This is a genomic window from Microbacterium sp. NPDC089186 (assembly GCF_040685115.1).
GTDB lineage: Bacteria > Actinomycetota > Actinomycetes > Actinomycetales > Microbacteriaceae > Microbacterium > Microbacterium galbum.
Genome location: NZ_JBFBHJ010000004.1, coordinates 262,507 through 286,431 on the forward strand (window position 1 = coordinate 262,507; position 23,925 = coordinate 286,431).

General features: G+C 71.5%; 18 protein-coding genes. 3 read left to right on the forward strand and 15 right to left on the reverse strand.

Features of this window, described 5'->3' with window-relative positions; all coding sequences use genetic code 11:
• Positions 1 to 25: 25 nt before the first annotated feature.
• The 4 genes from AB0N82_RS15110 to AB0N82_RS15125 form a co-directional block, all read right to left on the reverse strand.
• Positions 26 to 1,489 carry an aspartate ammonia-lyase gene (locus AB0N82_RS15110; RefSeq protein WP_315993124.1) on the reverse strand — a complete coding sequence of 488 codons (1,464 nt, stop codon included), beginning with the start codon at positions 1,487 to 1,489 and terminating at the stop codon, positions 26 to 28.
• Positions 1,490 to 1,603: 114 nt separating this feature from the next.
• Complete coding sequence (locus tag AB0N82_RS15115; RefSeq protein WP_363392652.1) at positions 1,604 to 2,515, reverse strand: phosphodiesterase; 912 nt, start codon at positions 2,513 to 2,515, stop codon at positions 1,604 to 1,606.
• Between the two features lie 166 nt (positions 2,516 to 2,681).
• On the reverse strand, positions 2,682 to 3,011 hold the full coding sequence (locus AB0N82_RS15120) for a peptidase (protein WP_315993126.1): 330 nt from the start codon (positions 3,009 to 3,011) through the stop codon (positions 2,682 to 2,684).
• Positions 3,011 to 4,228 carry an anion permease gene (locus tag AB0N82_RS15125; RefSeq protein WP_315993127.1) on the reverse strand — a complete coding sequence of 406 codons (1,218 nt, stop codon included), beginning with the start codon at positions 4,226 to 4,228 and terminating at the stop codon, positions 3,011 to 3,013. Before AB0N82_RS15125 ends, AB0N82_RS15120 begins: the two co-directional genes overlap by 1 nt.
• A gap of 209 nt (positions 4,229 to 4,437) precedes the next feature.
• On the opposite strand from AB0N82_RS15125, the gene AB0N82_RS15130 reads away from it, so the two are divergent.
• Positions 4,438 to 6,552 carry a S9 family peptidase gene (locus tag AB0N82_RS15130; RefSeq protein ID WP_315993128.1) on the forward strand — a complete coding sequence of 705 codons (2,115 nt, stop codon included), beginning with the start codon at positions 4,438 to 4,440 and terminating at the stop codon, positions 6,550 to 6,552.
• A gap of 176 nt (positions 6,553 to 6,728) precedes the next feature.
• On the opposite strand, the gene AB0N82_RS15135 is transcribed toward AB0N82_RS15130, so the two are convergent.
• From AB0N82_RS15135 to AB0N82_RS15150, 4 genes are all read right to left on the reverse strand, one after another.
• Entirely contained in the window at positions 6,729 to 7,643 is a 915-nt protein-coding gene (locus AB0N82_RS15135; RefSeq protein ID WP_363392657.1) for a hypothetical protein, read from the reverse strand.
• 347 nt (positions 7,644 to 7,990) lie between these two features.
• Positions 7,991 to 9,019 carry a 6-phosphofructokinase gene (locus AB0N82_RS15140; RefSeq protein ID WP_298875050.1) on the reverse strand — a complete coding sequence of 343 codons (1,029 nt, stop codon included), beginning with the start codon at positions 9,017 to 9,019 and terminating at the stop codon, positions 7,991 to 7,993.
• Positions 9,020 to 9,360: 341 nt separating this feature from the next.
• Entirely contained in the window at positions 9,361 to 11,520 is a 2,160-nt protein-coding gene (locus AB0N82_RS15145) for a DEAD/DEAH box helicase (RefSeq protein WP_363392660.1), read from the reverse strand.
• A gap of 254 nt (positions 11,521 to 11,774) precedes the next feature.
• Positions 11,775 to 14,240 (reverse strand): heavy metal translocating P-type ATPase, encoded by a 2,466-nt coding sequence (locus AB0N82_RS15150; protein WP_363392663.1) that lies wholly within the window; start codon positions 14,238 to 14,240, stop codon positions 11,775 to 11,777.
• Positions 14,241 to 14,420: 180 nt separating this feature from the next.
• On the opposite strand from AB0N82_RS15150, the gene AB0N82_RS15155 reads away from it, so the two are divergent.
• Entirely contained in the window at positions 14,421 to 15,788 is a 1,368-nt protein-coding gene (locus tag AB0N82_RS15155) for an MFS transporter (protein WP_363392666.1), read from the forward strand.
• A 153-nt stretch (positions 15,789 to 15,941) separates the two neighbouring features.
• On the opposite strand, the gene AB0N82_RS15160 is transcribed toward AB0N82_RS15155, so the two are convergent.
• The 5 genes from AB0N82_RS15160 to AB0N82_RS15180 form a co-directional block, all read right to left on the reverse strand.
• Positions 15,942 to 16,886 carry a bifunctional riboflavin kinase/FAD synthetase gene (locus tag AB0N82_RS15160; RefSeq protein WP_363392669.1) on the reverse strand — a complete coding sequence of 315 codons (945 nt, stop codon included), beginning with the start codon at positions 16,884 to 16,886 and terminating at the stop codon, positions 15,942 to 15,944.
• A complete protein-coding gene (locus AB0N82_RS15165; protein ID WP_315993134.1) occupies positions 16,883 to 17,302 on the reverse strand; it encodes a hypothetical protein in 420 nt (139 codons plus the stop codon). The genes AB0N82_RS15160 and AB0N82_RS15165 overlap by 4 nt, the downstream gene beginning before the upstream one ends.
• A gap of 197 nt (positions 17,303 to 17,499) precedes the next feature.
• The gene (locus AB0N82_RS15170; RefSeq protein ID WP_363392673.1) at positions 17,500 to 17,868 is read right to left on the reverse strand and encodes a hypothetical protein; all 369 of its coding nucleotides are present in this window, start codon (positions 17,866 to 17,868) and stop codon (positions 17,500 to 17,502) included.
• Positions 17,865 to 18,758: a tRNA pseudouridine(55) synthase TruB gene (truB, locus tag AB0N82_RS15175; protein ID WP_363392676.1), complete on the reverse strand. Its 894-nt coding sequence runs from the start codon at positions 18,756 to 18,758 to the stop codon at positions 17,865 to 17,867. Before truB ends, AB0N82_RS15170 begins: the two co-directional genes overlap by 4 nt.
• Positions 18,758 to 19,264: a hypothetical protein gene (locus AB0N82_RS15180; RefSeq protein ID WP_363392680.1), complete on the reverse strand. Its 507-nt coding sequence runs from the start codon at positions 19,262 to 19,264 to the stop codon at positions 18,758 to 18,760. Before AB0N82_RS15180 ends, truB begins: the two co-directional genes overlap by 1 nt.
• A gap of 148 nt (positions 19,265 to 19,412) precedes the next feature.
• Here AB0N82_RS15180 and AB0N82_RS15185 point away from each other — a divergent pair, with 148 nt between their 5' ends.
• Positions 19,413 to 20,291 carry an A/G-specific adenine glycosylase gene (locus AB0N82_RS15185; protein ID WP_363392683.1) on the forward strand — a complete coding sequence of 293 codons (879 nt, stop codon included), beginning with the start codon at positions 19,413 to 19,415 and terminating at the stop codon, positions 20,289 to 20,291.
• A gap of 84 nt (positions 20,292 to 20,375) precedes the next feature.
• Here the strand turns inward: AB0N82_RS15185 and rbfA are convergent, their stop codons facing one another.
• Both rbfA and infB read right to left on the reverse strand, forming a co-directional pair.
• On the reverse strand, positions 20,376 to 20,873 hold the full coding sequence (rbfA, locus tag AB0N82_RS15190) for a 30S ribosome-binding factor RbfA (RefSeq protein WP_363392686.1): 498 nt from the start codon (positions 20,871 to 20,873) through the stop codon (positions 20,376 to 20,378).
• 217 nt (positions 20,874 to 21,090) lie between these two features.
• The gene (gene infB / locus AB0N82_RS15195; RefSeq protein ID WP_315993140.1) at positions 21,091 to 23,898 is read right to left on the reverse strand and encodes a translation initiation factor IF-2; all 2,808 of its coding nucleotides are present in this window, start codon (positions 23,896 to 23,898) and stop codon (positions 21,091 to 21,093) included.
• Positions 23,899 to 23,925: the final 27 nt, after the last annotated feature.

The following is a 23,925-nucleotide window of genomic DNA, read 5'->3' on the forward strand; positions in this document are numbered from 1 at the left end:
CCCGGCGCGGGCGCCGTACCCGGCCTCAGTCCTCCACGACGCTGTCGGCGGCGCGCACGATCGGGATCGCCGCGGTCACGGCCTGCAGGCCCGACAGACGGGCCGGCGAGATCTGTTTCGTGACCTCTTCGCGGGTCATCAGGCCCGCCTCCACCACGAGGTCGGCGACGTTGCGGTGCGTCAGCAGCGCGGTCTTGGCCAGAGCCGCGGCCGCCGCATACCCGATGAAGGGCGTCAGGGCGGTCACGACGCCGACCGACGAGCCGACCATCGCGCCCAGGCGTTCGCGGTTGGCCGTGATGCCGTCGACGCAGTTCACGCGCAGGGTCCACATCGCCTGGCGCATCCAGGTGATCGACTGGTAGATCGAGTGGGCGATGACCGGTTCGAAGGCGTTGAGCTGCAGCTGGCCGCCCTCCACCGCCATGGTGACCGTCATGTCGGCCCCCACGACCGAGAAGGCGACCTGGTTCACGACCTCCGGGATGACCGGGTTGACCTTGCCGGGCATGATGCTCGAGCCCGCCTGGCGCGGCGGGAGGTTGATCTCCCCGAGGCCCGCCTGCGGACCCGACGAGAGCAGGCGCAGGTCGTTGCAGATCTTCGATAGCTTCACGGCGTTGCGCTTGAGCGACGACGAGAACGACATGAAGGCGCCCGTGTCGCTCGTGGACTCCACGAGGTCGGTGGCGGTCTCGAGGTCGAGGCCGGTGATCTCCCGCAGGTGCCGCAGCACCGCCCCCGCGTAGCCGGAGTGGGCGGTGATGCCCGTGCCGATCGCGGTGGCGCCCATGTTGATCTCGAAGAGCAGGTAGGCGTTCTCGGTGAGGCGGTTGTAGTCCTCGCCGAGCGTGGTGGCGAACCCGTGGAACTCCTGCCCGAGCGTCATGGGCACGGCATCCTGCAGCTGGGTGCGGCCGACCTTGAGCACGTCGTGGAACTCCTCCGACTTCGCCAGGAACGACTGGCGCAGCAGCGCGAGCTCCTCGAGCAGGCTCTGGAGTGTGAGCGACAGGCCGATCTTGATCGCGGTCGGGTAGACGTCGTTCGTCGACTGGCTGCGGTTGGTGTCGTCGATGGGCGAGAGGAACGCGTAGTCGCCCTTCTCGCGACCGGCCATCTCGAGCGCGATGTTGGTGATGACCTCGTTCGCGTTCATGTTCGTCGACGTGCCCGCGCCGCCCTGGATGACGCCGACGGTGAACTCGTCGTGGAACTCGCCGTCGATGACGCGCTGCGCCGCGCGGTCGATGAGGTCGGCCTTCGCGTGATCGAGCACGCCGATCTCACGGTTGGCCCGGGCCGAGGCCTGCTTGACCATCGCGAGGGCCCTCACGAGGTCGGGGTAGACCGAGATCGGGCGCTTCGCGATGGGGAAGTTCTCGAGGGCCCGAGCCGTGTGGATCCCCCAATACGCGTCGGCGGGGATCTCCATCGATCCCAGGGAGTCGGTCTCGATACGGGTGCGCGTCATTGCGTCCAAAGCCATGTGGGGGTCCTCGTGGGTGTCACGGCGAGCAGGGATGCCACGAGCCTAACCACGGCGGGCGGAGCGGTCGCTGGACACGGCGGCCGGTCGTCGGATCAGTACCGTCCGCCGCGTCTATTGCCCGGTCGCACGCTTGCGCGAGAACGCCTCGAGTCGCTCCTCCGGACTGAGCGCCGCCATCTCGGCCGTCCACTCGGGCGTGAAGTACCCCGTCGCCTCCGCGTCGACCACCGGGACGACGGCGTGGGTGATCGTGTCGTCCCACACGTGGACGAGATGTAACGAACGCCCGGCATCCATCCCGTTGACGGCGTCGGCCGGTCGGGCGAGGTCCATCGTGTAGCAGGATGCCGCGGCGACGCTCACGGGCACCCCCGCGAACGTGCCCGACGTGGAGTAGTGCAGATGGCCCGCGAGGATCGCGCGCACATCGCTGCCCGCAATCGCCTCGGCCAAGCCCGCCTGATCGCGCAGCTCGAGGATGTCGAAGAAGGGGATGTGGGTGGGAAGCGGCGGATGGTGCAGCGCGAGGATCGTCCCCCGCGGGGCGGGCGTTGCCAGTTCGGCCCGCAGCCATGCGAGCTGCGCCGGGTCGAGGTCGCCGTGGTGCCAGCCGGGCACGGTGGAATCCAGCGCGATCAGCCGCAAGCCGTCGAGGTCGTGCACGCTCGTGATCGGATCCTCGGTGGCCTCGGCGTCGAGGAGCTCGGCGCGCATCGCGGGCCGCTCGTCGTGATTGCCCGCCACCCACACCACCGGCGCCCCCAAGCGCTCCGCCCAGGGCTCCACCGCCTCCCGCAGGGCACGGTACGCCTCGGGCTCGCCGAGGTCGGTGAGGTCGCCGGTGAAGACCACGGCATCCGGTCGGACCCCCGTCGCCTCGGCCGCCGCGAGCGTGCGACGGAGGTGCACGGCCGTGTCGTAACGGCCGCCGAGGAGGCGCTCCCCACCGAGCAGGTGCGTATCGCTGAGGTGGAGGATGACGCGCGCGGCGGGCGCATGCTGACCGAACTGCACGGATGCCATGCCCACAGCCTAGGAGGGGGTTCCGACATCGGCAGGCCGGGCGGGGTGTCCCGTCCGCCACCGCGCGGGACGACCGGCGACCCCGGCGTACGGGATCGCGTCCTACCGCGCCGAGGGTCCGGCATCCGGAACCGACCCCCCGCGGAGTCGGACCGGGTTGCGGGCGTCAGTGGTTGAAGAGGATCAGCAGCAGCGCACCCAGCACGGCCGCCGCGCACACGGCGAAGCACACGTAGGCGCCCACGAGCGACAGGCGCTTCTGCCCGTCGCTGAGCGGGTTCTTCTTCGCGGCCTTGGCGACGGCCTTCTCGGCGCGGCGACGCTGCTTGTCGGTGAGCACCGTGATGGCGTCGGTGAACTCCGCGGGCGCGACGAGCGGCGGTCGACCGCCGCGCACGAGCAGGCGCAGCCCGAGGGCGTAGAAGGTGACGACGACCGACGCCCCGATGAGGGCGGCGGCGAAGACCTGCAGGAAGGCTCCCCAGTTGATGAGCATCAGGCGTCCTTCCCGGCCTTCTCGCGCTCGAGGCGGCGCTGGCGGCGCGTGGGTCCGGGCTTGCGCGGCACCTTCACGGCGGCGCCGGAATCGGCGACCTCGCTCATCGCGTTCGCGGAGGTGACGGAGTCACGGCGCGAGCGCAGGAACAGGCCCAGCACGATCACGACGGCGATGACGGCGTCAACGGCGACGCCCCACCCACCGAGCCACACGACGATGAGGGCGGCGGCGGCGCCCACTGCGCCGGCCGCGGGCAGCGTCAGCACCCAGCCGATCATGATGCGGCCGACGGTGTTCCAGCGCACGGTCGAGCCGCGGCGTCCCAGGCCCGACCCGATGACCGACCCGGATGCCACCTGCGTCGTCGACAGGGCGAAACCGAGGGCGCTCGAGGCGAGGATCGTCGCCGCCGTCGAGGTCTCGGCCGAGAAGCCCTGGGCGGGCTTGACGTCGGTGAGGCCCTTGCCGAGCGTGCGGATGATGCGCCACCCGCCCATGTAGGTGCCCAGGGCGATCGTGATCGCGCAGGCGAAGACGACCCACAGCTGCGGGTCGGGGTTGGCGGTGGACTGCCACCCGACGGTGATGAGGGCGAGGGTGATGACGCCCATCGTCTTCTGCGCGTCGTTCGTGCCGTGGGCCAGGGCCACGAGCGACGACGTGAAGATCTGGCCCCAGCGGAAGCCGTCGCGGCCGTCGGCCTTCGCGTCGTAGCGACGCGTGACGCCGTAGGCGATCTTCGTCACGACGAAGGCGATCAGGCCGGCCGTGAGCGGGGCGATGAGGGCCGGGAGGATCACCTTGCTCAGCACGACCCCGGTGTCGATGGCCGAGGCGCCGACGCCGACGAGCGTCGCGCCGATCAGGCCGCCGAAGAGCGCGTGCGAGGAGCTGGAGGGGAGGCCCAGCAGCCACGTGAGCATGTTCCACGTGATCGCGCCGATGAGACCCGCGAAGATGATGGGCGGGAAGATGTCGGGACTCAGCTGATCCTCGCGGATCATGCCGCCCGAGATCGTCTTGGCGACCTCGGTCGACAGGAACGCGCCCACCAGATTGAGGCTGGCGGCGAGAAGGACGGCCACCTTCGGCTTCAGCGCACCGGTGGCGATGGGCGTGGCCATCGCGTTCGCGGTGTCGTGGAACCCGTTGGTGAAATCGAAGAACAGTGCCAGCGCGATGACCAGCACGATGATGAGGGCTGCGCTCTCCACCGTTCGCTTTCCGTGAGAAGGAGGAAGGGATGCCGACGGGATCGGCGTGACGAACGAAGAGTTCACCTGGCGTTGATCTTTCGTTCACCGAAAGACGCGACGACATCCTTTCATTCGGACCTGTGAGGGTCAAACGCGCAGCGGCGCGGGAGGTCGGCATCCGTCGGCGTCTTCGGCCGGATGCCGCGGCGGCGCACTAGCGTGGAACGGTGACCGACCTCGACCCGCAGCCCACCCCTCCCGTCGCCGACCGCCGTCCGATCGCCCGCACCCACCACGGCGACACCTTCGACGATCCCTACGAATGGCTGCGCGCGAAGGACGACGCCGAGGTCGTCGCCCACCTCGAGGCCGAGAACGCGTATACCTCCGCGCGCACCGCTCACCTCTCGCGTCTGCGCGACACGATCTTCGGCGAGATCAAGGGCCGCACGCTCGAGACCGACCTCTCGGTCCCCGCCCGCCGCGGTGACTGGTGGTACTACGGACGCACCGTCGCGGGCGCGCAGTACGGCATCCAGTGCCGCGCCCCGCTGGACTCCCCCGATGACTGGACGCCGCCCACCCTCTCCCCCGACCGCCCTGTCCCGGGCGAGCAGGTGCTGTTCGACGGCAACGTCGAGGCCGAGGGCACCGACTTCTTCTCGCTCGGGAGCTTCGAGATCTCGAACGACGGCACGCGCATGCTGTACGGCATCGACGTCGCCGGAGACGAGCGCTACACGGTCCGCGTGCGCGACCTGACGACCGGCGAGACGCTCGCCGACGAGATCCCCGGCACCTTCTCGGGCGCGACCTTCTCGCCCGACGGCCGTTTCATCGTCTACACCACCGTCGACGACGCGTGGCGCCCCGACACCGTGTGGCTGCACGAGATCGGGACGGGTGTGGATGCCGATGTGAAGCTGTTCCACGAGCCGGACGACCGCTACTGGGTCGGCGCCGACTTCACCCGCAGCGACAAATACCTCGTCATCGAGATGGGCTCCTCCATCACGAGCGAGGAGTGGCTGGTGGACGCCGACGACCTCCGTGGCGAGCCGCGCGTGGTGTGGCCGCGCACGGAAGGCGTGGAGTACTCCAGCTCGCACGCCGTGGTCGACGGCGAGGACGTGCTCTACATCCTCCACAACGACGGCGCCCTCGACTTCGAACTGGTGCGGGTGCCGGCATCCGCACCGCAGGGGCCGCGCGAGACGGTCATCGCGCACCGCACGGGGCAGCGTCTGCTGGGCGTCGACACGTTCCGCGACTGGGGTGTCGTGGCGTACCGCCGCGACGGGCTCGCGCGCCTGGGCATGCTGTCGTACGCCGACGGGGCCGTCACCGAGATCGCGTTCGACGAGCCGCTCTACAGCGTCGGCACGGGTGGCAACCCGGAGTGGGCGCCGCCGATGCTGCGCCTCGGGTACGGCTCGTTCGTGACGCCCGGGACCGTCTTCGACTACGTGATCGACACGGGCGAACTGCTCCTGCGCAAGCGCCAGCCCGTGCTCGGCGGCTTCGACCCCTCCGACTACGGACAGGCGCGCGTCTGGGCACCCGCCGAGGACGGGACGCAGGTGCCCGTGTCGCTCGTCTGGAAGCGCTCGTTCGGCGAGCCCGGTACGGCGGCGCGCCCTGTGCACCTGTACGGCTACGGCTCCTACGAGCACTCGATCGAACCCGGCTTCTCGGTTCCGCGACTGTCGCTGCTCGACCGTGGAGTCGTCTTCGCCGTGGCGCACGTGCGCGGCGGTGGCGAGATGGGTCGCCAGTGGTACGAGGACGGCAAGCTGCAGGCCAAGCGCAACACGTTCACCGACTTCGTCGCCGCCGCCCGCCACCTCGTGGCGGAGGGCTACACGACACCCGACCGCATCGTCGCCGAGGGCGGGAGCGCCGGCGGCCTGCTCATGGGCGCGGTGGCCAACCTCGCACCCGAGATGTTCGCCGGCATCCTGGCCGACGTGCCCTTCGTCGATGCGCTGACCACGATCCTCGACCCGTCGCTGCCGCTCACGGTGATCGAGTGGGACGAGTGGGGCGACCCGCTGCACGACGCCGACGTGTACGCCTACATGAAGTCGTACTCGCCGTACGAGAACGTGCGCGACGGCGTCGCCTACCCCCGCATCCTTGCGGTCACGTCCTTGAACGACACGCGCGTGCTCTACGTCGAGCCGGCCAAGTGGGTGCAGCGCCTGCGCGAGGTCGGAGCCGACGCGATGCTGAAGTGCGAGATGGTCGCCGGCCACGGCGGCGTCAGCGGCCGCTACAACGCCTGGCGCGAGCGCGCGTTCGAGCTCGCGTGGCTGCTGGATGTGCTGGGACTGGCGGAGTAGGAGCGGCGGCGCGGCCACGGTAGGCGAGCGGTCGTGGCGGCTGTGCGGTCGCGGCGGCTGCGCGGTCGCGGCGGCTGCGCGGTTGCGGCGGCTGCGGCATGTCCCACTCGTGACGGTGCTCGTCCCACTTGTGGCCGGTTGCGAGCCCCTCAACCAGCGGTGAGTGGGACAAGGGGTCACTGACCGGGCCGCCAGCCCGCTCTGAGCAGCGCGGCGCGCACGAGGGATGCCGCGGCTGCGCCGTCTCCGCGGAGGTGGTGGCTCAGGATGCGGACGTGATCCCACCCCGCGTCGCGAATTGCGGCCCAGCGATCCGCGTCGTGAGCAAACTGCCGCGGATCCTCCGCGTGCACGCGGCCGTCATACTCGACGGCGACGCGCCACGCCTCGAAGGTGAGGTCGATCTCCGCGACGAATTCTCCCCGAGTCGAGAAGATGTCCTCGTTGACGCCGGGCTCCGGAAGTCCGTGGCGCGCGAGGAGGAGCCGCAGGTGGGTCTCGCGTGGTGACCTCACGCCCGGGCGGGCGAGAGCGAGCGCCCTCCGGAGGATGCCGCCCCGGACATCCCCCATGCGGGCGATCTCGACATCCAGGTCGGCGGCGGTGGCGAGCGGCCTTCGCCCGGCGAGGAGCGCGTCGGCGCCCGCGACCAGGTCGTCGAGACGCCACAGCCGGCCGCACTGCCGCCATGCGCGAACGGCGTTTTCGATCGGCATCCCCTCGGGTCCGGTTTCGATGGCCGGTTCTCGGGTCTGCAATCGATGACCGACGACACCACGGGTGCGGGGCTCGCGCGCGGGGCGGTGCGCCGACACGTGCAGGCGCGGCGTGTAGGGCCAATCCGGTGTGCTGAGACCGCGCAGGACGAACACCGTCTCGTGACTGAAGAACTGCCCGTCGGCGAGGCGGGGCGCATAGGCCCGGCACCTCTCGAGGATGCTCTGGTCGCCGGTCGGGCGAGACCGCACGCCATGAAAGGGCGTGACGAGGTCGGATGCGCGGAGGCGGGTCCTGCTCGCACCCCGTTCCAGGGCCTCCGCTACGTGGAATCGGTCGGGCAGGTCGTCCGGCAGGGGCTGGCGGCGGGTCATGCTCCAGGATCCCGACCGCTGACCCGTGCGTCAGCCTTCTCCACAGCCCTTCCGCCTGCTCTGCACCTGTGGAGGACGCCTCTCAGCCGCCACCGCCCCGACCATGTCGCACTTATGGCCGGTTCAGCGCACCTGGACCGGCCATAAGTGGGACACGCACCGCCATATGTGGGACGAGGCCGCGGGGACACGGCGCACGCTCGCCACGCCTGCTCGCGCATCCCACGCTGCGCGTGCGTCCCTCACACTGCCCGCCTCATACGCTGCACACGCTCACCGCGCCCACTCGCCGCGCACGCGAACGCCCCGCCCCGCGCGAGGCGGGACGGGGCGTCGGAGCGACGAACTCAGCCGAACAGCGCCGCGGCCTCTTCGTAGCGGTACAGCGGAACGCTGTTCAACTCGCCGAGGGCGTCGGCGAAGGGCACGCGCACGATGTCGGTGCCGCGCATCGCGACCATCTGACCCCAGGCGCCCTCGTTCAGGGCGTCGGCGGCGTGCAGACCGAGGCGCGTCGCGAGCACGCGGTCGAACGCCGACGGCGAACCACCGCGCTGGATGTGACCGAGCACGGTGGCGCGGGTCTCGATGCCGGTGAGGCGCTCGATCTCGGGGGCGAGCAGCTCGCCGATGCCGCCGAGGCGGGGACGGTTGAAGGCGTCGAGACCCTTGTCGCTGAACGCCTCGTCCATGCCCTTGAGCTTGAAACCCTCGGAAACGACGACGAGCGGGGCACGACCGCGGTCGTGGGCGCGAGTGACCTGCTCGACGATCTCGTCGATCGACATCGGCACCTCGGGGATGCAGATGACGTGAGCGCCCGCCGCGATACCCGCGTGCAGCGCGATCCAGCCCACGTGGCGGCCCATGACCTCGGCCACCATGCAGCGCTGGTGCGAGTCGCCGGTGGTGCGGAGGCGGTCCATGGCATCCGTCGCGATGTTGACGGCGGTGTCGAAGCCGAACGAGTAATCGGTCGCGCGCAGGTCGTTGTCGATCGTCTTCGGCACGCCAAGGACGTTGATGCCGTCCTTCGACAGACGGTCGGCTGCGGCCAGGGTACCTTCGCCGCCGATGGCCAGGATGCCGTCGAGCCGGTGCCCGTACATCGTCTTGGAGATGTTCTCGGCGCCGCCGCGCACGCCCTCGTACGGGTTGGTGCGGCTCGTGCCGAGGATGGTGCCGCCGACCTTGGACAGTCCCTTCACCTCGTGACGCGTCAGGGGGAAGAAGTCGCCGTCGACGACTCCGCGCCACCCGTCGCGGATGCCGACGAACTCGATGTCGTAGTTGGTCGTGCCCTTCAGCACGACGCCACGGATGACCGCGTTGAGACCGGGGCAGTCGCCGCCGCTGGTCAGGATGCCGATCTTCATGGGCAGAGTCCTCTGGTGCTGTGATTCGGGTGGAGGGTCGGCGCCGTTGCCGTCTTCGACCCTATCGCCGCGGGCGGGAACGCTGCCACACGGTGACGGAGGGGCGAAGGATGCCGGAACCCCGACGCCGTGGTCCGCCTGACGGTCCGCCATGCCCGGCGAGACGAGCACACCGGACGCCGCGGGCCCGACCCGTTCCGCGGAGCCGGCGTCACGGAAGCAGGGCGTGCGACGGGAACAGGCTGCTACAGCCGGTGACGGCCTGTTCTCGTCGAACTGCCTGTTCTCGTGACGACACGCGAACGCCCCGGCACAGGGCCGGGGCGTTCGAGGGCGACGGATCAGGCCGTGCCGAGCGCCTGACGCAGCAGGTGCATGAGCGCCGAGAGCTGCACGGAGTCGCTCGAACCCGGCTCGACCGACTGTCCGTCGAGGGCGCGCTGGGCGAGGCCCTCCTTGGAGTCGATGAGCTCCGCGATCTTCGTGTCGATCGTGTGCGCGGCGATGATGCGCCACGCGGTCACTGGCTCCTCCTGGCCGATGCGGTGCACGCGGTCGATCGCCTGCGTCTGCTCGGCCGCGGTCCACGACAGCTCGGCGAGCACGACGTTGGAGGCGGCCTGCATGTTGAGGCCGACACCGGCGGCGGTGAGCGAACACACCGCGATGCCGACGTCGGGGTCGCTGTTGAAGGCGTCGATGGCCGCCTGACGGGCGGTCGAGGTCTGCTCCCCGCGCACCGAGACGGCCTTGAGACCGGAGGCCTTGAAGTGGGCCTCGGCGGCATCCATCACGTCGATGTGCTTGGCGAAGAACACGACCTTGCCCACCGAGCGCTGCAGCTGAACGGCGTAGTCGGCGGCGAGGTGGGCCTTGGCCTGACCGATGCGGCGCACCATCGTGAAGACGTTCTCGCTGCCCGATCCCGCGGCCTTCGACTCCTCGAGCTCGCCGTGCGCGACCAGACGTACGATGTCGTCGTCGATCTCGCCGGCGGCGAGGCCGCGGTCGCCGCGCGCCTCGATGATGCGGCGGTACTTCGCGGCCAGTCGGGCGCCGAGCTCGCGCTCGGCCTGACGGATCGACCGGCCGTACTCGTCGTCCAGCTCGACGGGCAGGTCGGCGACCAGCTTGTCGGGCAGATCGGCGGCGACGTCCTTCTTCTTGCGTCGCACGATGCCCATCGAGATGACGGCCTCGCGCGCCTCGGGGTAGAACGCCTTGTCGGCGGGCGTCAGGCCCGTGGCATCCAGCTTCTCCATCAGCTCGGGGCCGGGCTTCTCGCCGTTGGTCCAGCCGAGGAACCGCCAGATCGCGTCGAAGTCCTCGACGTCGTTGATCAGCGGGGTCCCGGTCAGGGCGAGCATGAGCGGGTCGCGCGTCTGCTCGCGCACCCGGGATGCCAGGGCCAGCACGTTCTGCGAACGCTGCGACGTGAGGTTCTTGATGAAGTGCGCCTCGTCGACGACGACGCCCTTGAGACCGATCGACGACAGCCACGAGAGGTGGCGGTCGAGGATCTCGTAGTTGACGATGAATACGTCGGCGAAAGCGTCGATGTCGGCGCCGCCGCCGGAGATGACGGTCGCGCGGCGCTGCGGGGTCCACCGCTGCACCTCGCGCGCCCAGTTCATCTTCACGACGTTGGGGACGACGACCAGCAGGGGGTAGGCGTCGGCGACGGATGCCGCCAGCACCGACTCCGCGGTCTTGCCCAGGCCGGGCTCGTCGGCGAGGAGGAACTCGCGGTGGCCGAGGCGCACGGCCTCGAGGAAGCGCGACTGATGCGGCATGACCTCGAGCCCGCGCGGCGAGAGCCGGTCGAACTCGGGCACGGGCGGCAGCTCCATGCTCGCGGCCGACCCGCCGGCGCCGGTCTCGAACGCCTTGTAGAGCGGGCCCATGAGCTCCCACCCGTCGAGGCGGCGGCGCGGGGCGTCTCCGCTGGGGCGCGGCGTGAGGTCGGGGGCGCGGAACGGGTTCGCCATCTGGCGCGCTTCGATGGATGCCGGCACGACCTGCTTGTCGGCGAGAGCCGCGGAGACGACCGGGGTGATCTTCGGCGTGTTGTCGGTGATGATCAGCTCGTCGGGCGGCAGCTCGGCGCCGGACTCCAGCAGCCAGTCGCGACGCATGCGGCGGGCGACCGGCGAGGTGGCCGCGTCGACCTCGAGCAGCTGGATCAGCGAGGTGTCGCGCGCGGCGGTCTTCGCGAGGATCGTCGCCACGCCGTCGAGGCGCTTGAGCAGCTCGGCGCGCGCGGCGTCGGTGATCTCGGTGTCGGCCTTCACCCGCGCACGCTCCTCGCGCACGAGGAACGCGATCACCTGGAACTTGACGCGGTTGGTGGGCCCGAGCTTGCCGCGCTGCGCCTTCGCCTCGACCTCGCGCACCTTGCGCGCGAGGATCGGGATGACGGGTGCTTCGTCGTCGCGTCGGGATGACGTGGTCTTCCTGCGCCGCTGGCTCGAGCTACGGGCGGCGGTTGCCGTGGTCGGCATGCTCCTCCTGAGCGTGTCGTCCGGAAGTAGTCCGGAACGTTCCGGCGCGAGGCCGGTGGATCAGTGACCCCGGGGAACATCACCCGGCACGCCGCCAAAGCGGCGGTGCCTGTGGCCCGAGAGCGCGTCGACCGGAACGGTTCACGACTGGGGCGGATGGCGGGATCGAGATCATTCTAGCGGCTTTCGCCCCCGGACCGACGGCGAAGACGCGCGGTCGTGGACGATCCGCGCACTTCCCCGGTCGGCGCCGCTCAGGCCGCGTGCCGCAACCGCAGACTGTTGAGCACGACGAAGACGCTCGAGAACGCCATCGCGGCTCCGGCGAGCATCGGGTTCAGCAGCCCCAGGGCCGCCAGCGGCAGAGCCGCCACGTTGTACGCGAAGGCCCAGAAGAGGTTGCCGCGGATCACGCGCATCGTGCGCCTGCTCAGGGCCACCGCGGTGACGATGCCGCGCGGGTCGTCGCGCATGAGGGCGACGTCGCTCGCGTGGAGCGCGGCATCCGTCCCCCCTCCCATGGCGATGCCCAGATCGGCGGATGCCAGGGCGGCGGCGTCGTTGACCCCGTCGCCGACCATTGCGACGGTGCGCCCCGCGGCCCGGAGCGCGGCGATCTCGTCGACTTTGCCCTCGGGCAGGACGCCCGCGCGCACCGTCTCGATGCCGAGCTCGTCGGCGACGGCGCGCGCGATGTGCGGATTGTCGCCGGTGAGCAGGACCGGCTCGAGTCCCATCTCGCGCAGGCGGGCGACGGTGGAGGCGCTCTCGGGGCGCACCGTGTCGGCCACCTCGACCACGACGCGTGCACGCATCGCGCCGTCGGCGTCGGCCCATCCCGCCACCACGACGGTTCCGCGCTGCTCCCCCTCCTCGACGGCCGCGGCGAGCGCCACCGGCAGCGGCGCCGCCAGGTCGGCGGCGAGGGCGGGACGCCCTGCGAACACGCGGATGCCGTCGACGAGACCGACGATCCCGCGGCCGGGCAGCGCCTCCACGTCACGGGCCACCGGTCCATCGGCCGCCGCCGCCACGATCGCGTGCGCCACGGGATGCTCCGACGCCCGCTCGAGCGCGGCCAGCCGACGCAGGGCCTCCTCGGCGTCCTGATCGTCGGCGGCGGTGATGTTCACGACGCTCATGCGTCCGGCGGTCAGAGTGCCGGTCTTGTCGAGGACGATCGTGTCGATGCGCTCCGCGGATTCCAGGGCCGAGGGTCCCGTCACCAGGATGCCGAGCTGGGCCGCGCGGCCGGTACCGACGAGGATCGCGATCGGGGTGGCCAGGCCCAGCGCGCACGGGCAGGCGATGATGAGCACCGCGACAGCGGCGGTGAAGCCGGCCGACAGCGGCTGCCCGGCGAGGAGCCAGCCGAGGAGGGTCAGCACGGCCAGCACGATCACGACCGGGACGAAGACGCCCGAGATGCGGTCGGCGAGGCGCTGCACGCGGCTCTTGCCGAGCTGCGCGTCCTCGACGAGACGGGCGATGCGCGCGAGACGCGTCTGCTCACCCACCCCCGTCGCACGCACGACGAGCCGTCCGCCCGAGGCGATGGTGCCGCCGGTCACCGTCGATCCGGGACCCACGTCGACCGGGACCGACTCCCCGGTCAGCATGCTCTCGTCCACCGAGGCGCTCCCCTCGAGCACCTCTCCGTCCGTGGCGACGGTGGACCCGGGGCGCACGACGAACTCGTCACCGACGGCGAGCTGCGCGATGTCGATGCGACGCCCGTCGACGAGCTCCGCCTCCCGCGCGCCGAGGTCGAGCAGTGACCGCAGCGCCGCCCCGGCTCGGCGGGTGGAGCGCTGCTCGATGACGCGTCCGAGCAGCAGGAAGACGGTGACCGCGGCGGCGACCTCGAAGTAGACCACGGAGGTCGCGTCGTGCACCGGCCCGAAGAGCATCACCTCGTGACGGATGCCGATCCGCCCGGCCGATCCGAAGACGAGCGCCCAGACGCTCCAGAGGTAGGCGGCGAAGGTGCCCAGCGTGATGAGCGTGTCCATCGTGGCGGCGCCGTGCCGCGCGTTGCGCAGCGTGGCGCGGTGGAAGGGCCACCCGCCCCACAGGACGATCGGAGTCGCGAGCACCAGCGACACCCACTGCCACGCGGGGAACTGCCAGGCCGGGACCATGCCGAGCGCCACCACGGGAACCGCCAGGCCGAGCGACACCCAGAGGCGGACGCGCAGGGGGGTCGCGCCGGGCGCATCGGTCGTGTCGTGCACGTGCCCGGAGGGCGCGTTCGCGGAGTCGGCGTGCGCGTCGGGGGCTGGCGCGTCGGGGGCGTGCGCATCGGCAGCCTGCGCGGCGGAGGCGTGCGCGGGAGTACCCGCCGGCGCGGGCGCGGAGGCGCCCGGCGCGTTCGAGGCGGCACCGTCGGGCTGCGCGGCGGTCGCGGCGAGATCGCGCCCGGTCACGGCATCCACCGCTCCCCCGGGGGCGGGCACGGGCGCCGGGGGCGGCGGGGTGGAGGTGCGGGTGCGGACGCGGGCGTCGTAGCCGGCGGCGCGCACGGCATCCACCAGGGCCGTCGTGTCGAGGTCGGCGGGGTAGCGCACCCGCGCGGTCTCCGTCGCGAGGTTGACCGCCGCTTCCACGCCCTCGACCCGCCCCAGGCGCTTCTCGACGCGCGCGACGCAACTCGCGCACGTCATCCCGTCGATGTCGAGCACCGCCTCGGCGGTCGGTGCGGCATCCGTCTGGTCGCTCATGGCTCCTCCTCCGGTCACCCCGTCCTCAACAGGATACCCCCAGGGGGTATTCCTGCACCACGTCCGGGGCCGTGATCGCCTCCCCGGGTCGATGTCCCGCGGACGCGCCCGCAGGGTCGCGGCGCAAGCGGCTCCTCGCAAGCCGCCCCGCCCCCGAGCGACCGACCCTACGCTGGGGGAATGGCCGAGACGATGACGCGCGAGCAGCGCACGGTGCTCGCGGTCGCGGTCCTCGCCTCGTTCGTGTCGTTCCTCGACGGCACGGTGGTGAACGTGGCCCTCCCGGCCATCGCCGCCGACCTGGGCGGCGGGCTGAGCACGCAGCAGTGGGTCGTCGACGCCTACCTCGTCACGCTGGGGGCGTTCATCCTGGTCGCCGGTTCGCTCAGCGACGTCCTGGGGCGGGTCGTCGTCCTGCGCATCGGCCTCATCGGCTTCGGCGTCACCTCCCTCGCGATCGCCGCCGCGCCCACCGCGGAGTTCCTCATCGTGGCCCGCGCGCTCCAGGGCGTGGCCGGCGCCCTCCTCGTGCCCAGCTCGCTCGCCCTTATCACCTCGACTTTCCGCGGTGCCGCGCAGGCGCGCGCAATCGGCATCTGGACCGGCGCGACCACCGTCGCCATGCTCGCGGGCCCCCTGATCGGCGGGGTCTTCGTCGACACCCTGTCGTGGCGGCTCGTCTTCCTCGTCAACGTCCTCCCCATCGGAGTCACGATGTGGCTGCTGACCCGGCTCGGCCATCGCGACCACCGCCGCCCCGGCGCTCGCGTGGACATCCTCGGCGCCGTCCTGTGCGCGGCAGGCCTCGGCGGCATCGTGTTCGCCCTCATCGAGCAGCCCAACCTCGGGTGGGCCTCCCCCGTCATCTGGCTCCCGGGGATCATCGGCATCCTGGCCTTCTCGGGTTTCCTCGTGCGTCAGAAGACGGCGCGCGAACCGATGATGCCGTTGGACCTCTTCCGGGCGCGCAACTTCTGGGCGGGCAATCTCGCCACCGTGTTCGTCTATGCGGCGCTGTCGCTCAACGGCTTCGTGCTCAGCGTGTACCTGCAGCAGGGGGCCGGGCTGCCGGCGACCCTCGCGGGGCTCGCATCGCTGCCGAGCACCGTCCTCATGATCGTCCTGAGCTCTCGCATGGGGGCGTTGTCGGGGCGTCTCGGGCCGCGACTCTTCATGACGGTCGGCCCCCTCGTGATGGCCGCCGGCGCGCTGCTCCTGTTGCTCGTCGGCGACGACTTCGACTACTGGACGCAGGTGCTCCCCGGCGTCATCGTGTTCGGCCTGGGCCTGACCGCCACGGTCTCCCCTCTGACCGCCGCGGTGCTCGGCGCGATCGACTCCGAGCGCTCCGGCATCGCCTCCGCGGTCAACAACGCCGTCTCGCGCGTCGCCGGTCTTCTCGCGATCGCCGCCGTCTCCGCCGTGGTCGGCGGATCGCTGGATCTCGACGGATTCCACCGGGCCGCGATCTTTACCGCCGCGTTGATGGCGCTCGGGGCGGCGGCGTCGTTCCTCGGCATCCGCAACCGCCTGTCGCGGCAGGACTGACCTCCACGGCGGTCGGGGCGCCGCGGCGCGGGGGCGGGTCGCCTCGGCGCCGCGATCACCGCCCCGCGATGGCCCGCGACGCGTGGCGACGTCAGTGCCGCGTGGCGACGCCTACCCCCACGTGGCGACGCATGTGCCTTGCGCCCCTGCTGCTCAGCGCAGGATCGCGCGCGAGCGCTCGACGTCGTCGGCCATCTGGACGATGAGCGCGTCGATGCCGTCGAACGCCGTCATCCCGCGCACGCGTTCGACGAAGCGCACCTCGACGTGATGGCCGTAGAGGTCGAGCCCGGTCTCGTCGATGACGTACGCCTCGACCTGCCGCGCGTTCACGTCGTCGAAGGTCGGATTGGTGCCGACGCTGATCGCGGCGGGATAGCTCGTGCGCCGCGCCCCGTCGACGTCGACCAGCCACCCGGCGTAGACGCCGTCGGCGGGCACGAAGCCCTCGAGGTCGGACGACAGGTTCGCGGTGGGATACCCCAGCTCGCGCCCGCGCTTGAGTCCGTGCACGACCTCGCCCCACACCGAGGGGGCACGACCCAGCAGGCGCGCGGCCGTCGAGATGTCGCCCGCCGACAGCGCCTCGCGGATCCACGTGGACGACACGCGCCGGTCGGCGTGCACGGCGCGGACGTCGTCGACGACGTCGACGCGGAAACCGTGCTCCGCTCCCATGCGCTCGAGAAGCGCGGGATCTCCCACTCCCCCGGCGCCGAAGCGGAAGTCTCGCCCGACCAGCACGGTGCGGGCGTCGAGGGCGTCGACGAGGATGCCGCGCACGAAGTCCTCCGCCGGGATCGCCGCCAGGGCGTCGTCGAAGGTCAGCAGCAGCGTGGCATCCACTCCGGCCCGCTCCAGCAGGTCGAGCTTCTGGTGCGGGCCGATGACGTCGGCGGGGCACTTCTCCGGACGCAGCACGCTCAGGGGGTTGCGGTCGAAGGTCACGGCGACCACGCGCGCACCGTCGGACGCGTCGACCCGCGCGCGGTCGATCACCGCGCGGTGGCCGGTGTGCACGCCGTCGAACTTGCCGATCGCCACCACGGTCGGACCGAAGCCGGCGGGGACCTCAGCGGGGTCGCGGAAGACGATCACGACGTGGTCCGGCGGTGCCGCACGAGCCACCACAGTCCGAGGAAGGGCAGCACGAGCGGGATGAAGAGGTAGCCGTATCCGTACACCGACCACACGGTCGGGTGCTGGAACAGCGCCGGCAGCACCAGGCTCAGCGTGCCGACCACCAGCACGCCGACCAACTCGAAGCCGATCGCGATCCAGGCGACGCGGTACCAGGCGGGGCGCGCGGAGAAGACCAACGCGAGGGTCGCGAGGATATAGACGACCGCGGCGAGGGCGGACAGCGAATACGCCAGCGGGGCATCGTCGAACTCGCGCACGATCTGCACGAAGGAGCGACCCGTGGCGGCGAGCGCCATGATGCCGTAGACGACGACGAGGACACGGCCGATGCCGGTCATCCCCCGGGAACGGGTAGGAGTGGTGGATGCCATGACCCCTCGATTCTAGTTCGCCCCGGCCGCGACCGAGCGGCGCGGCGGCGACCGTGGGCGCCGGATCCGGCCGGTGGCTTCAACAGGCTTAGCCCCCTCCCGCCCAGGTGCGTGAGTCCCTGCCCGCTCAGGTCCCTGAGCCTGTCGAAGGGACCGGGACCACCGCGCCGCCTCGAGCCGCGGCATCCCCTGACCCCTCAGGCCAGCTGCACCGTCCAGATGACGTGCATGCGCCACACCATCACGGCGACCGCGAGGGCGGCGACACCCATCACCACGGTGCTCCACCGGCTGCGTTCGAGCAGCGCCCACGCGACGCCCGCGATCGGCACGAGCGCCGCCGACACGAGGTAGGTCCAGAACTCCAGCAGGCTCCCCGAGGGCGGGTTGCCCGCGAACGGCGCGATGATCGCCACGACGATCTGCACGATCAGCAGCAGCTCGATGAGGGCGAGCGATCCGACCGTGACGTCTCCCGGCCGCCGGCCGATCAGACCGGCACCGACGGCAACGACGCCCGCGAGCACCGCGATCCCCACCTGCGCGAGCGTGAACCACAGGATCATCGGACGCTCTCCTCGGGCATGTTCATGACGCTCTTCAGCTGCGTACCGCGCTTCTCGACCACGCCGATGAGGCGCCCGTCGGGGTCGATCGCGGCGGCGACGGCGCCGGTCAGCCGCCCCCCGCCGTCGATGCGCTTGCCGTGGCGCAGGTCGCGCGCCTCGTCGGGGCCGACCGCGATCGCTCCCATGACGACCGCGGCGGCGGTGGCGGGCTCGATCAGGGCGTCTTCGGCGAGGTCGTCGACCGACGCCGCGCCGACGACGTCGAACGCCCCGATGCGCGTGCGACGCAGGGCGGTCAGGTGGCCGCCCACGCCCAGGGCCCGGCCGAGGTCGCGCGCGAGGGCGCGGATGTACGTGCCGCTCGTGCAGTCCACGACCACGTCGAGCTCGATGGACCCCTGCCCGCGGCGCGTGGCGTGTACGTCGAAGCGCGAGACGGTGACCCGGCGCGACTTCAGCTCCACCTGCTCCCCCGCGCGCGCGAGGTCGTACGCGCGGCGCCCGTCGACCTTGATCGCCGACACGGTGCTGGGCACCTGGTCGATCTCGCCGGTAAGAGCGGCGATACCCTCGTGGATCGCGGAATCCGTCACGGCCGCGACCGCGTCGGCATCCGCCCGTTCGGTCTCGACCCCGTCGGCGTCGTCGCTGTCGGTCGACACCCCGAGGAGGATCGTCGCCTCGTAGGTCTTGTCGGCGCCCACGATGTAGGTGAGCAGACGGGTCGCGCCCTCGACGCCGAGCACGAGCAACCCCGTCGCCATCGGGTCGAGCGTGCCGGCGTGACCGATCTTGCGCGTGCCCAGCGCGCGTCGCGCGCGCGACACGACGTCATGACTGGTGATGCCTCCCGGCTTCTCGACCAGGAGGATGCCGGGGCGCACCATCAGCAGAAATCTCCGAAGACCTGGACGGGGTGGGCGGGGTCGGAGTTCTCGACGATGACCGAGGCCGCCGCCTTCGGCCGGACCGTGCGCAGGTAGTGCTTCTCGGCATCGGGCAGCTCCGGTCGCGGGGCGCCGATCGGCGGGTTGCTCTCGAGCCAGATCGAGAAGTTCCACAGCCCGCGCACCTCGGAAGCGTGCAGGAAGCGCCCGGAGACGACGAGCACCGCGTCGGCCGGTGCCCCCGCGGAGTCGCCGACCGGCTCACCGGCGCGGAAGGGCGCGACGACACTCTCGCGGACGTCGTCGGCGTGGTCGGCGAGCGACGCGCGGACCACCGCGGTGCCGTCCTCACCGACGGCCGCGGCGAAGGCGTCGGCGAACGATCCGGCCGCGTCGGCGTCGAGTGCGTCGACCGCCACCACCACTCGACCCGCGCGGCTGTTCTGCCGCATCAGGTCGCGGAGGCTCCGCTGCAGTTCGGGGACGGTGTTCTCGGTCGAGGCCATGCCTCCAGCCTACTTTCGCCCACCGACACCCGCCCTCCTCGCCGCCGCCCGCCCCGCGAGATCGCCGTCCGCGCCGCGTCCCTGTCCCGCCCGCGGCCGAGGTTGGCATCGGGGCACCGCGGCGTTCCCGCGACCGTAGGCTGGAGGGATGCCAGGACTCGCCCCGCCGCTCATCGACTGGTACCGCGACGCGGCGCGCGACCTGCCGTGGAGACGCGCGGGCTTCGGCGCCTGGGGAACCCTCGTGAGCGAGTTCATGCTCCAGCAGACCCCCGTGGCGCGCGTCATCCCGCACCTCGAGGCCTGGCTGACCCGCTGGCCCACCCCGGCCGATCTCGCCGCCTCTCCCCCGGGCGACGCGGTGACCCAGTGGGCGAACCTCGGCTACCCGCGCCGCGCGCTGTGGCTGCACCGCGCCGCGGTGGAGATCCGCGACCGTCACGACGGGGTCGTCCCCCGCGACGTCGAGGCTCTGCTCGCCCTCACCGGCATCGGCGACTACACCGCGCGCGCGGTCGCGGTCTTCGCGTACGGGGACCGGCATCCGGTCGTCGACACGAACACGCGTCGCGTGCTGGCCCGCGCGGTCGAGGGACGCGCGCAACCCGGCCCGCCGCACCGTCGCGACCTGGAGCGGATGGATGCCGAACTCCCGGACGACATCGCGGAGGCCGCGATCGTGAACGCCGCCGCCATGGAGCTCGGTGCGATCGTGTGCACGGCGCGATCACCGCGGTGCGACGCGTGCCCCCTGGCCGCGCGGTGCGCGTGGCGGGCGGAGGGATACCCCGAGTCCGAGGACCGCCGCCGCAGACAGGCGACCTACGAGGGCAGCGACCGACAGGCGCGCGGTGCCGTGCTCAAGACCCTTCGCGAGGCCGCGCCGGCGTCGGTGCCGCTGTTCGCCGTGCTTCCGACGTGGCCGGACGCCGCACAGCGCGACCGCGCGATCGATTCGCTCATCGCCGACGGCCTGGCCGAAGCGATCGACGAACACCTGCGCCTGCCGGGGCACCAGACATCCTGATCGGGGGCTCGCGGCCCACCCGGAATGACGAAGAGGCCGGATGCGACCCGCTCGGGGTGGCATCCGGCCTCTTCACACGCGGCATCAGATCCGCGCGGCTTCTCCGTCCTCGCCGAGGTCGCCCTCGTCGGGGTCGTCGTCCTCGTCGAGATCGTCGTCGTCGAGGTCGCGCGGCTTGACGTACGGGTCGGCCTCGCCGGCGTAGGCGGCCGACGCGGCGAGACCCGCCACCGACTCGTCGCGCTCGCGCGCCTCGCGCAGCAGCGCCGAGATGTGGTCGGCGTTCTCGGGGATGCCGTCGAGGATGAACTCCAACGACGGGGTGAGCCGCGTGTTGAGGTGCTTGCCGACCTCGCTGCGCAGCATGCCGGTCGCGGACTTCAGCGCCGCGGCGGTGTCGGCGCGGTGCGCCTCGTCGCCCATGACCGTGTAGAACACCGAGGCGCGCTGGAGGTCACCTGTGACCCGCACGTCGGTGATAGTGACGAATCCGAGCCGCGGGTCGCGCAGCCCCTTCTCGAGGCGTTCGGCGAGCACCACGCGGATGCGGTCCGCCACTCGAGCCTGTCGTTCCCCTGCCACTGCCTTCTCCTTCTTTCACATACCGCCGCGAGTACGAGTGCCCCCGTGGCTCATCGCCGGGCGGGAGTCCCGTCACGGGCAGCCGCACCAGCGTAGGCCGGAGGGGGTGTGCATCTCCCCGAGCATCGGGGTAAGGGCCCCGCTCTGCTCGGGGAGATGCACACCCCCGCAGGCCGAAGCGGGAGCCGCGCCACATGGCGCGACCCCCGCACGACGATCAGCCTCGCGGCTTCTCGACCATTTCCGTGGTTTCGATTTCGTCACCGATCTGGATGTCGTTGAACTTGCCCAGGCCGATACCGCACTCGAAGTCCGTGCGGACCTCGGTGACGTCGTCCTTGAAGCGGCGCAGCGACTCGATGGCCAGGCCGTCGGCCAGCACGACACCGTCGCGGATGACGCGGGCCTTGGCGTTGCGCGTGATCGTTCCCGACCGCACGATGACACCGGCGATGTTGCCGAACTTCGAGGAGCGGAACACCTCGCGGATCTCGGCGACACCCGACTGCACCTCTTCGAACTCCGGCTTGAGCAGGCCCTTGAGCGACTGCTCGACGTCGTCGATCGCGTTGTAGATGACCGAGTAGAACCGCACGTCGACACCCTCGCGGGCGGCACGCTCGCGGGCCTTCGTGTCGGGACGCACGTTGAAGCCGATCACGATCGCGTTGTCGATCGTGGCCAGGTTGATGTCCGACTCGGTGATCGCACCCACACCGCGGTGGATGATGCGCAGCTGGACGCTGTCGTCGACCTCGATCTTGAGCAGCGATTCCTCGAGCGCCTCGACGGCACCCGACACGTCACCCTTGATGATGAGGTTGAGCGACTCGACCTTGCCCTCTTCGAGAGCGCGGGTGAAGTCCTCGAGCGAGATGCGCTTGCGGGCCTTGGCCAGCTGGGCGTTGCGCTCGGCGGCCTCGCGCTTCTCGGCGATCTGACGCGCGGTGCGGTCTTCCTCGGTGACGATGAAGACGTCGCCGGCGCGGGGAACCGAGTTGAGACCCTGCACCTGCACGGGACGCGACGGGTAGGCCTCTTCGACCGCTTCGCCGTTCTCGTCCATCATCGCGCGGACGCGGCCGTAGGCCGTGCCGGCGACGATCGCGTCACCGACGCGCAGCGTTCCGGACTGGATGAGCACCGTGGCGACCGAACCGCGACCCTTGTCGAGCTTCGCTTCGATCGCGACACCGCGGGCCGCCTTGTTCGGGTTGGCCGTGAGATCGAGACCGGCGTCGGCGGTGAGCAGGACCGCATCCAGGAGGGCCTGGATGTTGAGGTTCTGTCGGGCCGAGACGTCGACGAACATGACGTCTCCGCCGTACTCCTCGGCGACCAGACCGTACTCGGTGAGCTGCTGGCGCACCTTGGCCGGGTTGGCGTCGGGCTTGTCGACCTTGTTGACCGCGACCACGATCGGCACGTTCGCCGCCTGGGCGTGGTTCAGCGCCTCGACCGTCTGGGGCATGATGCCGTCGTCGGCCGCGACCACGAGGATCGCGATGTCGGTCACCTGCGCACCGCGGGCACGCATGGCGGTGAACGCCTCGTGACCCGGGGTGTCGATGAAGGTGATCGCGCGCTCGATGCCCTCGTGCTCGGTCCAGATCTGGTACGCACCGATGTGCTGCGTGATGCCGCCGGCCTCGCCCGCGACCACGTTGGTCTGGCGGATGGCGTCGAGCAGTCGCGTCTTACCGTGGTCGACGTGGCCCATGACGGTGACCACGGGAGGACGGATCTCGAGATCGTCCTCGCTCTCGGCCTCGAGCTCGGCGTCGAGGTCGAGACCGAAGCCCTCGAGGAGCTCCTTGTCCTCGTCCTCGGGCGAGACCATCTGGATCTTGTAGCCGAGCTCGGCGCCGAGGACCTCGAAGGTCGCCTCGTCGAGCGACTCGGTCGCAGTGGCCATCTCACCCAGGTTGAACAGGATGGTCACGAGCGTGCCGGGCTGCACGGTGTAGCCGCGCAGGGCCTCGAGCTTGTCCGCGAAGTCGGCGATGGAGGCACCGCGGCGCAGGCGGATGATCTCGCCGTTGCCCTTCGAGACGTTGACGCCGCCGACGACCGGCGCCGACCGCATCTCGAATTCCTGCCGCTTCGCCCGACGCGACTTACGCTGCTTGGACTTGCCGCCGCCCTTACCGAAGGCACCCGCGGTACCACCGCCGGGACCACGGCCACGGCCACCGCCGCCACCGGGACGACCGGCGAAACCGCCACCGGGAGCACCGCCACCGGGGCGCTGGAAGCCGCCACCGGCGCCGCCGGGACGACCGGGACCGCCGGGACGCTGCTGGAACGGAGCGCCGGGACGACCGGCACCACCGGGACGACCGGCACCGCCGGGGCGCGGGGCACCGGGACGCGGGGCGCCGGGGCGCGGAGCCTGCGGACGCGGGATGTTACCCGGGGTCGGGCGCTGGCCCATGCCCTGCGCCGACGCGAACGGGTTGTTGCCCGGGCGGGGACCGGCGGGACGCTGGCCCATGCCCTGCGAGGAGGCGAACGGGTTGTTGCCCGGACGCGCACCACCGGGACGCGGAGGCGAGCTGGGACCGGGCTTGGGCGCACCGGCACCGGGGGTGGGGGCCGACGACGGAGCCGCGGGCTTCGCACCGGGCTTGGCCGGGGCGGAGGGGGCGGGCGTCGACGCTGCGGGAGCCGGAGCGGCCGGGGCGGATGCCGCGGGAGCCGGGGCGGCAGCGGGAGCCGCCGGAGCGGCGGGCTTGGCCGGTCCGGGGGTGGGGCCCGAGGGACGGGCACCGGGGGTGGCCGCCGGACGAGCGGGGCCCGGGCGGGCGCCGGCGCCGGGGCGCGCCGCGGGGGCGGCCGACGTGGCGCTCGACGAACCGGACGAGCCCTCGGCCGCGAGGGCGGCGCGGAGCTTACGAGCCACGGGGGGCTCGATGGTGGATGAGGGGCTCTTGACGAACTCGCCGAGCTCCTTCAGCTTCGCAAGCGCGACCTTGCTGTCGACGCCGAGCTCGGAAGCGATCTCGTGCACGCGTGGTTTTGCCACAATTCTCCTGTCTGAGGGCCTACCCCG

Coding starts and splice junctions, on each gene's coding strand:
- AB0N82_RS15155 (WP_363392666.1), top strand. CDS start 14,421: ATGGCCGAGACGATGACGCGCGAGCAGCGCACGGTGCTCGCGGTCGCG.
- AB0N82_RS15150 (WP_363392663.1), bottom strand. CDS start 14,240: ATGAGCGACCAGACGGATGCCGCACCGACCGCCGAGGCGGTGCTCGAC.
- AB0N82_RS15180 (WP_363392680.1), bottom strand. CDS start 19,264: ATGGCCTCGACCGAGAACACCGTCCCCGAACTGCAGCGGAGCCTCCGC.
- AB0N82_RS15145 (WP_363392660.1), bottom strand. CDS start 11,520: ATGCCGACCACGGCAACCGCCGCCCGTAGCTCGAGCCAGCGGCGCAGG.
- AB0N82_RS15140 (WP_298875050.1), bottom strand. CDS start 9,019: ATGAAGATCGGCATCCTGACCAGCGGCGGCGACTGCCCCGGTCTCAAC.
- AB0N82_RS15110 (WP_315993124.1), bottom strand. CDS start 1,489: ATGGCTTTGGACGCAATGACGCGCACCCGTATCGAGACCGACTCCCTG.
- AB0N82_RS15185 (WP_363392683.1), top strand. CDS start 19,413: ATGCCAGGACTCGCCCCGCCGCTCATCGACTGGTACCGCGACGCGGCG.
- AB0N82_RS15170 (WP_363392673.1), bottom strand. CDS start 17,868: ATGATCCTGTGGTTCACGCTCGCGCAGGTGGGGATCGCGGTGCTCGCG.
- AB0N82_RS15135 (WP_363392657.1), bottom strand. CDS start 7,643: ATGACCCGCCGCCAGCCCCTGCCGGACGACCTGCCCGACCGATTCCAC.
- truB (WP_363392676.1), bottom strand. CDS start 18,758: ATGGTGCGCCCCGGCATCCTCCTGGTCGAGAAGCCGGGAGGCATCACC.
- AB0N82_RS15165 (WP_315993134.1), bottom strand. CDS start 17,302: ATGGCATCCACCACTCCTACCCGTTCCCGGGGGATGACCGGCATCGGC.
- AB0N82_RS15115 (WP_363392652.1), bottom strand. CDS start 2,515: ATGGCATCCGTGCAGTTCGGTCAGCATGCGCCCGCCGCGCGCGTCATC.
- AB0N82_RS15120 (WP_315993126.1), bottom strand. CDS start 3,011: ATGCTCATCAACTGGGGAGCCTTCCTGCAGGTCTTCGCCGCCGCCCTC.